A 12,229-nucleotide genomic window follows, 5' to 3' on the forward strand; every position below is an offset into this window, starting at 1 on the left:
GAGGCGTCATGCAGCGTGGCAACCTCACCGCCACCCGCGTCAAGCCCGACGCGGCACGCCCCCTGCGCCTGCACGTGCTGCGCAGCGAACACCTCTCGCCGCACTTCGTCCGGGTCACCCTCGGCGGCGGCGACATCGCGGACTTCCGGCCGATGGGCTACGACCAGTGGTTCCGCCTCTTCCTCCCGGCGGGGCCCGACGCGGACGCCTCGCTCGGCCGGGTCCCGGACCGGCTGACCACGGTCAGCTACCTGAAACTCCTCGGCGGCCCCAAGGAGACCCGCCCCGTCCTGCGCAACTACACGGTCAGCGCCCACCGCGCCGAAGGCCCCCAGGGCCCCGAACTCGACGTCGACTTCGTGCTCCACGGGCACGGCGACGAGGCGGCGGCCGGCCCCGCCGCGACCTGGTCGCAGCGCTGCGAGCCCGGCGACCCGGTCGTCCTCGTCGACGAGGGAACCGGCTTCAACCTCCCCGAAGGCGTCCGCCATGTGGCCCTCGCCGCCGACGAGTCGGGCCTGCCCGCGCTCGCCGGTGTCCTCGCCTCGCTGCCCGACGACACCACGGGCTGGGCCGTCGCCGAAGTGCCGGCCCCCGAGGACCGCAGGAAACTCACGGCTCCGCCCGGTATCGAGGTCGTCTGGGTCGACCGGGGCGGCCAGGACGCGCCGGTGCCCGGCGCGGCCGCACTGGAACGCGCCCGCCAACTGCCGGTCCCCGAAGGCCCGTTGTACGGCTGGGTGGTCGGGGAGTCGGGACTCGCCACCGGACTGCGCCGGCACTGGGTGGCTCAGGGTGTGCCGAAGGACCGCATCATGTTCTGCGGCTACTGGAAACACTGAGCGCCTGCGCCCGCCTGACGCGCCGCAGCTCCTCGATGGCCGCCAGGACCGGATCCGGTTTCCGGTCGCGGGCGACGAGACGCCGGTACGCGTTGCGCACCGCCAGGTACGCGGCGGCGGGGAGCACCCGGCGCAGCACGGGGACCGCCGCCTTCACGACGCCGTGCAGCGGGTGCCGGGGCGCGGTCCGCTGCGGCGCGGCCGCCACGGGCTTCGCGGGCTTCGAGGGCTTCGAGGGGTCCGGCACGGAGAACCGCACGCCGGACAGGCGCGGTGAGCTGAGCCAGCCGCCCACGTTCAGGCGCAGACACACGTGCCAGGCGCCGGGGTCGAGCGGTCCGGAGATCTCGTCGACGCCGGCGGGGTCGATGGTGCAATCCGTCGTCCAGTGCATCTCCCACAGCTCGGGGTCCGCCTCGTGCGGCTCGGGCCGCAGGGTGGACGTCCCGGTGGTCACGACCAGCTCGGTGCCGCCCGCCTTGTGGCGCACGAGGCCCTGCGCCTTGGCGCGCTCGAGCGGCCGGGTGAAGTCGAGCGCGGGGGCGAGCCCCGTCAGGGCGTCCAGGGGAGCGGGCGGCTGCCAGGTCCAGCGCACCTTCTGCTTCCCGGTCGGCGTCGCGCGTACGGTGCGGCGGAACAGGAGCGGGGTGCTCTCGCCCGTCTCCGGGTCGGTCCGCACCAGTGTGGTGCGGGCGCGCACGTGCAGCGCCCCGTCGCGCCAGTCCGCCTCCTCGACCTCCGGGCGGTGCCGGACCTCGCTCTCGAACCGGGTGTAGGCGTGGATGCCCTCGTGATCGCCGGACCGGCACAGGCGGGACAGCACCCGGAGGCGCTCCGGCAGATGGCGGTCGACGGCGGCGGGCAGCTCGGCGGCGAGATCGATGACCTCCTGGCGCCACGCCGCGCGCCGCTCCTCGTCCTGCCCGAGGAAGCCCTTCCCGGTGAGCCGCTTCAGCGCCTTGCTGCCGTACCAGTTGGCGGTGAACCTGTGCCGCAGCTCGTCGTCCGACACCCCGGTGTCCGGGGCGTGCAGCAGCGCGATGATGCGCCGCACCGAGCCGATGTAGGGGGCGGGCTCGATCGGGGTGTAGCTGATGTTGTGCTTGCCGTTGCGGTGCCGCACCCAGTGGTAGGTCGTGTAGTCCGGCACGGTGCTGACCTGCTTGGCCAGCAGATAGGCCCGCAGCGTGAACAGATGGTCCTCGAGCCGGACCCGGCCCTCCTCGAAGCGCAGCTCGTGGTCGAGGAGGAACTGCCGGCGGAACAGCTTGTGGACGGTCATGCTGCCCAGCAGTACGGGGTTCTCGCGCACGGAGCCCCGCTCCAGGGGCCTGGCGAACGGGGCCCGCGGGGCGCCGCGCCCGTGTCCCGCCATGCGCCCGATCACGATGTCCGCGTCGGTGTCCTTGGCGCGCGCGTAGAGCCGCTCCAGCGCCTGCGGCGAGAGCCAGTCGTCGTCGTCCACGAAGTGCACGTACTCGCCGCGCGCGCGGTCGACGCCGGTGTTGCGGGGGCGACCGGGCCAGCCCGAGTTGCTCATCGGGACGACGTGCATGTTGTCCTCGCCGGCCAATTCCTTCTCCAGGAATGCGACGGTGTCGTCCGTGGACCCGTCGTCGACGTAGAGGACTTCGAAGTCCGTGCGGGGCATGGACTGTTTCCGCAGTGCGGTGAGGCCCACCATGACGTCTTCGCCGGTGTTGTGGGTCGGTATTATGACCGAGACTTTTACGGGGGTCATGTAGGTGCGTCAATCCGTGCGCTCGGAGAGCTTCTCCGAGGAGCGGGCTCATTACCTGGCAGCGTTTGTTTCCTTCACAGGAACGCACTTCCATGGTCACCCCTCGGTGTGAATATCGCACGGAGTACGCGGTGTCACCGATTTGGGTGACGTGGGCCGGGCCCTGCCGGGGTTCTGCGCCGTCTCTGCGACGGTGTCGGCCATGGCTTCTCTGTACCGGACCCTGCTGAACGGCCTCTCGCGGACCGGGGCCCAGATCATCGACCTGGCCCCGGGCGCGGTGGTCCTTGTGCACCGGCGGCTCGGGAAGTGGACCAGCACCGACTTCGGCGGCGGCGTCCATCTCGTCGTGGACGAGCGGAAGTCGGAGGTGCCGGAGCGGGATTTCCAGAAGGCGGCGTCCGACTATCTCTGCAGCCGCCACGTGGCCGAGATGCTCGACTACTACGGAGTGAACTGCGTATTCGACGTGGGTGCGAACGTCGGACAGTACGGAAGGCGTCTGAGGCAGTCCGGATACAAAGGCCGCATTGTATCGTTCGAGCCCGTCCCGCGCTTCCTGGAGAAGCTCCAAAAGCAGGCCGACGGGGATCCGGACTGGCACGTCTTTCCGTGCGGGCTCGGCCGTTCGGACGAACTTCGGCCCATGCACGTCGAGTGGAACACGATGAACTCGCTGCTCGACCCGAGCGACTACGGGAACGCGGCGTACAAGCGGTTCACGAAGGGCCGCACGGAGGAAATCCAGGTGTGCCGCCTCGACGGCCTCATGGACCAGGCCCTCGCCGGCATCCCCGACCCGCGCCCCTACCTCAAGATGGACACGCAGGGCTACGACCTGGAGGTCTTCGCCGGGGCGGGGAAGCGCGTCGACGACTTCGTGGGCCTGCAGTCGGAGGTCGCGCTCCTGCGGCTCTACGAAGGCAGCCCGCGCATGCAGGAGGCCCTCGCCGCGTACGAGGACCGCGGCTTCGAGGTCACCGGCATGTACCCGGTGACCCGCGAGAAGAACACCGGCCGGGTGCTCGAGTTCGACTGCGTGATGATGCGCGCCGACCAGGCCCCCGTGCCGGCTCCGGGGAACCCGGAGCGCGCGGCCGCCGCCGGACAGGGCTCCGGCGGCTGAGCCGCGCCTAGCGGTCGAGCTCGCGGTGCGCGCTCTCCGGGAGCCGCAGATACACGACCGACGACACGAGGCAGAGCACGGCCACGTACCAGGGGAAGAGCCCGCTGTGCCCGAGGTCCTTGAAGAGCGTGCCCATGTACGGGGCCGTGCCGCCGAACAGTGCCACCGTCAGCGAGTAGGGGAAGCCGATCCCGGCCGCCCGCACCCGCGCCGGGAACACCTCCGCGTTGACCGCAGCCGAGATCGACGTGAAGCCGGTGAGCAGCACCATGCCGGCGCACTGCGCGAACAGCAGTGAGGCGAAGGACCCCGTGAGCGAGTGCAGCAACGGCACGCTCAGCAGCGCGAATCCGAGCCCGAAGAACAGCAGCAGCGGCTTGCGCCCGAAGCGATCGGAGAGCATCCCGCCCACCGGCTGCAGCAGCGCGAAGAACGCCAGCGAAATCGTGCCCACGGTCAGCGCCTGCGACTTGTCGATGTCCGTGTTCAGCTCCGCGTACGTCGGCAGGTACGAGGTCCACGTGTAGTACGCCAACGTACCGCCGGCCGTGATCCCGCAGATCAGCAGCGACTGCCGCGGATACTGCCGCAGCGCGTCGAACAGGCCCGGCCGCTCGTGCCCCTCGCTCCGCGTCTCCTGCGCCCCCTGCCGGATCCAGAACCCGACAAGGCTGAGCACCGCCCCGGCCAGGAACGGCACCCGCCACCCCCAGCCGTCCATCTGCCCTTCGGCGAGCGTCGCCACGAGCACCGCGGCGACACCCGACGCGATCAACTGCCCGATGGACGTGGACACATACTGGAACGACGAGAAAAGACCGCGCCGCCCCGGCCCCGCCGACTCCACCAGAAACGTCGTCGACGCCGCGAACTCCCCGCCCACGGAAAGCCCTTGAAGCAGCCGGGCGAGCACGAGCACGACGGGCGCGAGCACGCCGACCGACGCGTACGTCGGCGTGATCCCGACCAGCAGACTGCTGCCACCCATCAACAAAATGGTCACGGTCAACGCGGCCCGCCGCCCCCGCCGGTCGGCCACCGCCCCCATCAACAGCCCGCCCACGGGCCGCATGAAGAACCCGACGGCGAACACCGCGAAGGTGGCGAGCAGCGGAACGAGCGAGTTGTCGGCCCCCTTCGGAAACACCTGGTCGGCGATGTACGTCGCCAGGAAGGTGTACGCATACCAGTCGTACCACTCGACGGCGTTGCCGACGGAGGCGGCGAGCAACTGCCGGAGGGGGTGAGCGGGTGGGGCCGCGGTGGTGGTCGTCTGTGTCATGAGCCTGACGCTAACCGCGAAAACTCCCTGCTCACGAGCGGTTTGACCGAGTCGACACATTGATGTCACTCGGACCGCACCGCCGCGGCCAGCAATCCCCAGCAGCTCGCCCGCGGCATGGACACCTTCGCCAAGCCGTGCACCTGCAACCAGCCCACCCGCTGCCGGCATCCGTGCTTCACAACCAGGTTCTCGTAGCCCCGGGCGTACATGTCCCGCCCGCTGCCGAAGGGCTCGTACGGGCCGACGGCGGACCGCAAGACCTTCCCGGGTACGGTGCCACGAACCGCTCCACGGCGGCGGCCTCGGTCGGCCTGGTGCAGACGGGACGCAGGGCCTTTGCGCATACAAACTTGCTTCGTGCATGGGTACCCGGGGCGGCCGTAACTGGACTTCGACGCAGGGAGCAGCCCCGATGAGTGAGCGGTGGACCGCTGCGGACCAGGTTCTGGCTGCCGCGTGCCGGCCTGATGCGGACCGGCAGTTGCCGACGGCTTTGTGTCAGACCTTGTGCGAGGTGTTGCCGGTTGACGCGGCGGCCCTGTCCTGGCTCGCCGATACGCCCTATCGGCAGTTGCTGGGAGTGAGTGATGAGCGCGCTCTTCCTCTGGAGGAGGCCGAGTTCCTGACCGGGGAAGGCCCGTGCGTCACTGCTGCAGCAACAGGGCAACCGGTCCTGGTCAACGACATGGCCCAGCCGCTGCCGAAGTGGCCGCTGTTCCAGGCCTGCCTGCCCGACCGGGTCGGCCACGGAGCGGTGTACGCCTTCCCGCTCCGCTTCGAATCCAAGGTGTTCGGCATTGCCGCCCTGCTGTGCGAGCGGCCCTGCCTCATCACTCCGCAGACGATGCGGCACGCCACGCATGCCGTCGGTGCCACCGCCCAGGCCCTGCTGCCTGCCTTCTGGCAGCTGCTGGCACACGGCACGCTCCCGCCGTGGGAGCCCGCGGACCTCCTCAGGACACATTGGGTCACCACGCATGCTGCCTCCCGCCGGCTCGCCGAGCGCCTGGGCCTGCCCGTCGAGGAGGCCCAGGCCCGGCTGCGCGCCCGCGCCTTCGCCACCGGCCGCCCCCTGCCCAGCATCGCCGCCGACATCCTCGACGCCGACTCCTGAGCACGTTCCCGGTCACCGGAGGCCAGCCGCTCGTCGGTGGCGGCTCGCCCGGCCCCGAGAAGCCGTCAAGCGGCGTGCACGGGCTCGGCGGATCCGATGGCCTGCTCGCGCACCTGTGCGCAGCTGCGCGTGATCAGGCGGGAGACGTGCATCTGCGAAACCCCGATCCTCTCCGCGATGCGGGACTGCGTCATGTCCTCGAAGAATCGCATGTAAAGGATCTCGCGTTCCCGCTCGGGCAGCAGGCGCAGGCCCTCCTTGGCGGCTTCCCGGTCGGCGATGGTGTCATAGGACTCGTCCGGGGCTCCGAGGGTGTCGGCCAGGCTGACCCCGTCGCCCCCGTCATCGGCCCCGCCCATCTGAGCCTCCAGTGAGAGCGCGCTGTGGCTGTCCAGGGCGGCGGCACCTTCCCGGGCCTCCTCCAAGGTCAGGCCGGCCCGAGCGGCGATCTCCTCGATCGAGGGCTCTTCCCCCTTGCCGGGCTCGGCCTGGACGTCGCGGCGGGCCGTACGGACCTTGTTGCGCAGGTCCTTGACCCGGCGCGGAACGTGCAGGTCCCAGCTGTGGTCACGGAAATGGCGTCGCAGTTCACCGGTGATGGTGGGCACCGCGTAGGACTCGAAGGCACCGCGGCCGGGCTCGTAGCGCTCGATGGCCTTGACCAGCCCGAGCGCGGCAACCTGCCTGAGATCATCGAGGCTCTCGCCCTTGCTGCGGTAGCGGCCGGCCAGACGTTCGGCCATCGGCAGCCAGGCCTCGACCAGTTCTTCCAACAGGACGTCGTACTCCGGGCCTTCAGCCGCTTCCGCGAGACGGTGGAAGTCCTGCTCGGTGTCGGGGGCGTCGTCGTGGGAGTGATGAGTGGGCATGGTCGGCGTGCTCCTTGTATTGCTGGACGTCAGATCACCAACGGCTCCCGAAAGACCGCTACACAGTCACTTCTGCCGCTGGTACGCGCCTGTTGTCCCAAGCACTGATGAACCCTCTGCCCTTCGACCCCACGAGCAAACAACACCGCCCATGGCTCCTTCCGCCAGTGGGAGGCTCTGTCGGTGCCGGGCGCAAGCCGTCTGCGGGGCATCGAACATTGGCGGGTGGTCGACCACCGCGCAAGACAGGGGCCAACTCATCGCGGCTCGAACAGACAGTTGCCTGGGATGGTGGGTTGCGGTCCGGTTCGAAACACGCGACCGTGAGGAAACAAACGCGCCCGCCAGCACGCGCCCCTGCACCCGGGAGGCGAAACTTGACCTCTGATCCAGCCGAGCGCTCCGCCGCACGCTCAGACCTGCAGACATCAGGCTTGCAAGGATCTGAGGCGACGGTGAAAGCGCTGCGCGACACGGTCGGTCGGCTTGAGCGAGCAGTCGGCTCGCACGCGGAGAGCGCTCTTACACGTCCGGGATGAGTTTGAGAAGGAACTCCTTGGCGTCCACGGGCCGTTGAGCGTCTGTTCGAGAAGCCGAGGCGAGCGGCTCGTCGCCGGCCGGCTGCTGGTGGTGCTCCGGCCCTGAACTGCCGTTCGCCGTTCTGGTCTCCCCCGACGGCGCGGTCTTTTGCGTGTTTGCTCTGTCCGGTGAGCTGAACGTCAGCGATGTCGGCGAGTTCACCGACATCGTCGTTCGTGCCATCGTGGGCGGGGGCCTGCACCTGTGCCTGGACCTGTCCGGCGTCACGTGGTCCTTCGCAGTCGTGAGCGCGCCCGTCCGTGAGGCCGTTTGTCGTGCAAGCCTCGCCAAGGTCTTGCCGGTCGATCCGCGGTAGGGCCGCCTTCGCTCCCGGCCATGGGAGAGGGGTCCGGGGCGCTATCCGTGGCGGGGGCTGCGGGCTAGCCTGGCGGATAGATGGCCGTCGCATCTGTCGGCCGGGGCCCTTGGGGGCTGCAGCACTACCGAGAGCACGGATCCGAAGCCCGGGTGAGCCCTGAAAGCCCACCCGGGCCCGGTCTTCGTCCTTCGGCCGCTCTCCAGGGCATCATTCCCGCGATGCCCGCCGGCCCGAGGACGTCCGGCGCGAGGGAGTTCGTGGGGGGACGCGAGCCCCTCGCGCGGGTGGCCGCCGTCGCCGCCGACACCGCGACGGCGGCCGCCCCTAATGGTGGTTCTGCCCGTTTCGACTACCCGAGCCGGGCCTCTCCACGCCTGCGAGCAGGCTCACTCACGACGGACGCCGGCGGACCCCATCGTGGTGGATGAACGGCTCCAACAGGCATCGAACGGGCACATGCGACTCCACCCGGATGGCGCCCCGTCCAAGTGGAGGGCCTACCGTGTCCGCCGGCCGTCCCACTCGCGGCTGCGGCAGCGGGCTTCTTCGAGGCCGGAGGCGACCTGCTGTGCTGTGCGTTCGGTGAGGTGACAGGCCGCCGCGACGTCACGGCTCCGGGTAGACGGGTTGTGCGTGATCGCCGACAGCACGTGGGCATGGTGCGCGAGGAAGGACCGCACGTCGATCTGTCCCATGAGTGGTCAGGCGGCTCGGTTGCCGTCGGTGTCGACGTGGGTGAGGCCACCGGGGGAAACCAGGTGGGCCCTGCGGGTTCCCTGCCGGGGTGGCGGGGAGCGTCGAGCGGCGGGTTGCGTGCTGTTCGCTCAGAAGAGCAGGACGGGGCGTCCACGCAGGCCGCCGGCTTCGACGAGCCGGTGGGCCTGGCCCGCCTCTTCGAAGGGGAGCCTCGCCCCGACCCGCAGGGTGAGGGCGCCGGTCTCGGCCTGGTCGCGCAGCTGGGCCAGGGCCGCCGTGTCCCGGAGCCGGTCGAAGACGAGCACAGCGTGCCAGTACACCCCGCGATCGCCTTCGCCGGGGGAGCTCCGGAAGGTCATGAAGCCGCCGCCGTCCCGGACGGCCCAGGTCACCTCGTCCTTCAGTTCCGCGCCGTCGATGACGCCGTCCACGCCGTCGGGGAACAGTTCGCGGACCCGCTCGGCCAGTCCGTCTCCGCGCGCCAGCACGTGGTCGGCGCCGAAGGCGGCGACCTGGTCCCGGTCCTTGTCGGCCGCGTCGGCGATGACCGTCAGGCCGTCCGCCTTGGCCAGCTCGACCGCGTAGCCGCCGACCGAGCCGGCCGCGCCGGTCACCAGGATGGTCGCTCCCGGCGCCGGGTTCAGGGCGTCCAGGCTCATCCGCGCGGTCATCGCGTTCATGCCCAGGGTCGCCGCCGCTGCCGGTTCGATCCCCTTCGGGGCGCGCACCACCGACTCGGCGGGCGCCACCAGGTACTGCGCCTGCGCTCCCTGGGTCAGCTTGGGGTGCACCAGGGCGATCACGTCGGTGCCCACCGCCAGCTCGGCACGCACCCCGTCACCGACCTCGTCGATCACCCCGGCGGCGTCCCAGCCCACCACGTAGGCGTCGGAGGGCGGGAATATCTCGGGGACGACCTGCTGGACGAACCCCGAGCGTGCTGCGGTGTCCGACACGTTCACATCGGCCGCCACCACCTTGATCCGCACCTGCCCCGGACCCGCGTGCGGCTCGGGAAGCTCCAGCACCCGCATCACCTCGGGTCCGCCGAACTCCGTGAAACCGACAGCCTTCATCGCGCTGACCTCGCAATCTCTGAAACCATGAACAACCCGATACAGCTTTGTTCCGGGTTCGGTTGCACGGTACGTCCGCTGTAGACTCGATACAAATCAGTCCTAGTGAGAGTGGCAGCAGCCATGGCAGAGCCCACGTCGAAGTTGCGGCGCCCGCCGGGCGCCTCGGGCCCGCCGCGCGACCCCGACCGCGACGCCCGCATCCTGCGCGCGGCCACGGAACTGCTCGCGGAAGGCGGCTATCCGGCACTGACCATGGACAAGGCCGCCACGCGGGCGGGCGTCGGCAAGGCGACCGTCTACCGCCGGTGGAAGTCCCGCGACGAACTCGCCATCGAGGCCCTCGAGCACGCCGGTCTCACCGACAGCCTCGTCGCCGAGCGGATCGGCCCCGGCCGGCTCCGCGACGAACTCATCACGACACTGGCCCGCGCCGCCCGTGGCCCGGACTCCTCGCGCGCCGACCTCGTCGCGGCACTCGCCACGACACGCAAGCAGCCGGAAGTCTGCGACCGCATCCATCGGCGGTACGTCGATTCGCTGCACCACGTCGTCGAAGACGTCCTGGCACACGCGGCGGAACGCGGCGAACTGCCCCCACGCCCGACGGCGCAGGCCAAGGACCACGCACTCGAGGTCTCAGCCGCGATCGCCCTGGTGCTCCACTGGCAGTCCCTGCGCGGCCAGCCGATCACCGACACCGACGTGGGCACGATCGTCGACGGAATCCTGACGCCGCTGATTCAGCCTCGATCGGCGGGTGGGCGCACGGCCGGCCGACGGGGGCGGGACGGTCGCCCGACATAGCCGAGTGCTTTGTGCCCTCGCAGGACCTTCGCCCGGTCAGCGGATGCGCGCCAGTGCTTGTCGGGGTGCGCGCGTGCACATGATGCACAGCAACCCTGGGGCGGATGCCGAAGAGCCGGACGGGAGGCTGGGCACCTGCGCGGCAAGCTCCTCGCCACCAGAGATTCCCGTGAGCGCGCCCGCATCGGCATCGGCCGAGTCCCGGCAGCGGCACGTGTCGGGAAGGTCAAGGGCCTCGCACTCACCCTCCAGATGGGCTTCCCGGTTGCGGCCCGGCTGACGGCGATATCGGGACATCGACGTGTTGGTGGTCACCGCCGCCTGCGAGGCCGACTCCGTCCGGCAGGCGCTGGGGGCCGGAGCGTCTGTACACGTGGACGGCTGCACCATCCCCTCGGCCCTGGCGACACCTGCAATTGCGGCGAGGCGCGAGAGCATGCCCTCATCTGCAAGGTCGTTGCTACAGGCACGACACGTGGTCCCTCGCACCCGGAGCCCTCAGCGAACAGCTAGCGTGCCGCCACCAACAACCGGGGGCGCCGTCGTGTTACTCGCATACACACCACCGAGGCACTACGACGTCGATGGCGTGCCCGGGTGGCTCGGCCTCATACTCGGCCTCGTGATCTTCGGAGCGCTCGGCTACGTCTTCTGGTCGGTGCGTCAGTCCCGCAAGCCGACCTCGCGGTCCCGCCCAGCACGCAGGCGGCGGTCCAGAAAGTAGACACCACCATGCCGCGCGCCACCGACGCGTGAGTCTGAGCACCCTCGTTGGCTTGTCCTGGTCCCGGTTGCGCTTTGGGCCGGAGGGGTTCAGTGCTTCCAAGGGAGGCGTATGGCCTCGATCTCGTCGTCTTCCACCAGAGCCGTGATGAGGGCCGGAGGGCCGACGACCTTGGTGCCCCACAGGTCATGATCGGTACACGTGACCCAGGAACGGTCCGCTGCACAGAGATTGGCGGGGTTGCACTCGGCGAACGGCGCGTCGTACAGGGACTTGGCATCGCGGAGGCGACCGGCACGGACGTGCCTGATCTCGCCGCCCTCGGTCAGGTCGACGTCCGAGGGACCCATGAGGAGATTCATCAGGCTGTAGTGCGCCATGCTGCGTGTGTCCGGTCCGTCCGGGCTGTGCGCGATGAGGATGTCGATCAGCCGGTTCCAGGACGGGCGGTCCAGGCAGCCGTAGTCGGGGGCCCAGATGGACACGGGCCAGCTGGGCCCCGTCTTGGCCGAGGGGAAGCAGTAGTGCGCCGGATACTTGCCCTCCGGCACGATCGGGTCCCCGGTCCGCTCGGCGAGTTCGGACCAGCGCAGCCGGCGCCAGTCAGGGCCGGGGTGCTCGCCGCTCAGGAACCTGTCCTCGCTCTGCCAGTGCGCCGCGATGCGGGGGTCGAGCTGGTCTGCGTTCACCCGGCCCTTTTGCAGATCGTCGTACGTGGCCCCGGCCGGTCCCGATTCGTGCTCGTACATGGCGTGCAGGACCCATGCGGCATCCGGCAGGGCGGGCGGCATGTACCCGGTGGTGCCGTCGCCGCACAGTTCGTGCAGCCAGTCCGCCTCCGCCGGCGACGCGATCGGCCAGCTTTCCTCAGGCCAGGTGGGTGTCTCAGTCACCACACCATGATCGCAATCACTCCCTCCCGGGTCAGCCTTCGTCGACCTGCTCAGCACGCTCGTCAAGGAGCCGTCAGAAGTGGGGCCCGTGGTGTCAGGAACGCGGCAGGGGCGGCGGAGATGTCCCGTCGTTGGCCGACGCTGAGCGGAGTTCCGTC

The 12,229-nt window shown here is 70.1% G+C and carries 11 protein-coding genes; 5 read left to right on the forward strand and 6 right to left on the reverse strand.

All coding sequences use genetic code 11. From position 1 onward, the window contains the following. Positions 1–8 precede the first annotated feature (8 nt). The gene (locus tag ACZ7L4_RS10565) at positions 9–842 is read left to right on the forward strand and encodes a siderophore-interacting protein (protein WP_472101342.1); all 834 of its coding nucleotides are present in this window, start codon (positions 9–11) and stop codon (positions 840–842) included. Here ACZ7L4_RS10565 and ACZ7L4_RS10570 read toward each other — a convergent pair. Next, on the reverse strand, positions 814–2,583 hold the full coding sequence (locus ACZ7L4_RS10570) for a glycosyltransferase family 2 protein (protein ID WP_472101343.1): 1,770 nt from the start codon (positions 2,581–2,583) through the stop codon (positions 814–816). The genes ACZ7L4_RS10565 and ACZ7L4_RS10570 overlap by 29 nt on opposite strands. A gap of 202 nt (positions 2,584–2,785) precedes the next feature. Between ACZ7L4_RS10570 and ACZ7L4_RS10575 the strand changes: the two genes are divergently transcribed. Next, positions 2,786–3,709: an FkbM family methyltransferase gene (locus tag ACZ7L4_RS10575; protein WP_472101344.1), complete on the forward strand. Its 924-nt coding sequence runs from the start codon at positions 2,786–2,788 to the stop codon at positions 3,707–3,709. 7 nt (positions 3,710–3,716) lie between these two features. Here the strand turns inward: ACZ7L4_RS10575 and ACZ7L4_RS10580 are convergent, their stop codons facing one another. Beyond that, complete coding sequence (locus ACZ7L4_RS10580; protein WP_472101345.1) at positions 3,717–4,991, reverse strand: MFS transporter; 1,275 nt, start codon at positions 4,989–4,991, stop codon at positions 3,717–3,719. Positions 4,992–5,406: 415 nt separating this feature from the next. On the opposite strand from ACZ7L4_RS10580, the gene ACZ7L4_RS10585 reads away from it, so the two are divergent. Beyond that, a complete protein-coding gene (locus ACZ7L4_RS10585) occupies positions 5,407–6,108 on the forward strand; it encodes a GAF domain-containing protein (protein WP_472101346.1) in 702 nt (233 codons plus the stop codon). Positions 6,109–6,173: 65 nt separating this feature from the next. Here the strand turns inward: ACZ7L4_RS10585 and ACZ7L4_RS10590 are convergent, their stop codons facing one another. Then, positions 6,174–6,977 carry a SigB/SigF/SigG family RNA polymerase sigma factor gene (locus tag ACZ7L4_RS10590; protein ID WP_472101347.1) on the reverse strand — a complete coding sequence of 268 codons (804 nt, stop codon included), beginning with the start codon at positions 6,975–6,977 and terminating at the stop codon, positions 6,174–6,176. Positions 6,978–7,668: 691 nt separating this feature from the next. On the opposite strand from ACZ7L4_RS10590, the gene ACZ7L4_RS10595 reads away from it, so the two are divergent. Then, entirely contained in the window at positions 7,669–7,872 is a 204-nt protein-coding gene (locus ACZ7L4_RS10595; protein ID WP_472101348.1) for an STAS domain-containing protein, read from the forward strand. Positions 7,873–8,372: 500 nt separating this feature from the next. On the opposite strand, the gene ACZ7L4_RS10600 is transcribed toward ACZ7L4_RS10595, so the two are convergent. Both ACZ7L4_RS10600 and ACZ7L4_RS10605 read right to left on the reverse strand, forming a co-directional pair. Then, positions 8,373–8,570 carry a hypothetical protein gene (locus tag ACZ7L4_RS10600; protein WP_472101349.1) on the reverse strand — a complete coding sequence of 66 codons (198 nt, stop codon included), beginning with the start codon at positions 8,568–8,570 and terminating at the stop codon, positions 8,373–8,375. 129 nt (positions 8,571–8,699) lie between these two features. Then, the gene (locus tag ACZ7L4_RS10605) at positions 8,700–9,647 is read right to left on the reverse strand and encodes an NADP-dependent oxidoreductase (RefSeq protein WP_472101350.1); all 948 of its coding nucleotides are present in this window, start codon (positions 9,645–9,647) and stop codon (positions 8,700–8,702) included. 123 nt (positions 9,648–9,770) lie between these two features. Here ACZ7L4_RS10605 and ACZ7L4_RS10610 point away from each other — a divergent pair, with 123 nt between their 5' ends. Then, the gene (locus ACZ7L4_RS10610; RefSeq protein WP_472101351.1) at positions 9,771–10,454 is read left to right on the forward strand and encodes a TetR/AcrR family transcriptional regulator; all 684 of its coding nucleotides are present in this window, start codon (positions 9,771–9,773) and stop codon (positions 10,452–10,454) included. 813 nt (positions 10,455–11,267) lie between these two features. Here ACZ7L4_RS10610 and ACZ7L4_RS10615 read toward each other — a convergent pair. Then, positions 11,268–12,071 (reverse strand): hypothetical protein, encoded by an 804-nt coding sequence (locus tag ACZ7L4_RS10615; RefSeq protein ID WP_472101352.1) that lies wholly within the window; start codon positions 12,069–12,071, stop codon positions 11,268–11,270. Positions 12,072–12,229: the final 158 nt, after the last annotated feature.

The organism is Streptomyces sp. NPDC107575 (assembly GCF_055657265.1).

Coding starts and splice junctions, on each gene's coding strand:
- ACZ7L4_RS10590 (WP_472101347.1), bottom strand. CDS start 6,977: ATGCCCACTCATCACTCCCACGACGACGCCCCCGACACCGAGCAGGAC.
- ACZ7L4_RS10565 (WP_472101342.1), top strand. CDS start 9: ATGCAGCGTGGCAACCTCACCGCCACCCGCGTCAAGCCCGACGCGGCA.
- ACZ7L4_RS10580 (WP_472101345.1), bottom strand. CDS start 4,991: ATGACACAGACGACCACCACCGCGGCCCCACCCGCTCACCCCCTCCGG.
- ACZ7L4_RS10610 (WP_472101351.1), top strand. CDS start 9,771: ATGGCAGAGCCCACGTCGAAGTTGCGGCGCCCGCCGGGCGCCTCGGGC.
- ACZ7L4_RS10600 (WP_472101349.1), bottom strand. CDS start 8,570: ATGGGACAGATCGACGTGCGGTCCTTCCTCGCGCACCATGCCCACGTG.
- ACZ7L4_RS10585 (WP_472101346.1), top strand. CDS start 5,407: ATGAGTGAGCGGTGGACCGCTGCGGACCAGGTTCTGGCTGCCGCGTGC.
- ACZ7L4_RS10575 (WP_472101344.1), top strand. CDS start 2,786: ATGGCTTCTCTGTACCGGACCCTGCTGAACGGCCTCTCGCGGACCGGG.
- ACZ7L4_RS10570 (WP_472101343.1), bottom strand. CDS start 2,583: ATGACCCCCGTAAAAGTCTCGGTCATAATACCGACCCACAACACCGGC.
- ACZ7L4_RS10605 (WP_472101350.1), bottom strand. CDS start 9,647: ATGAAGGCTGTCGGTTTCACGGAGTTCGGCGGACCCGAGGTGATGCGG.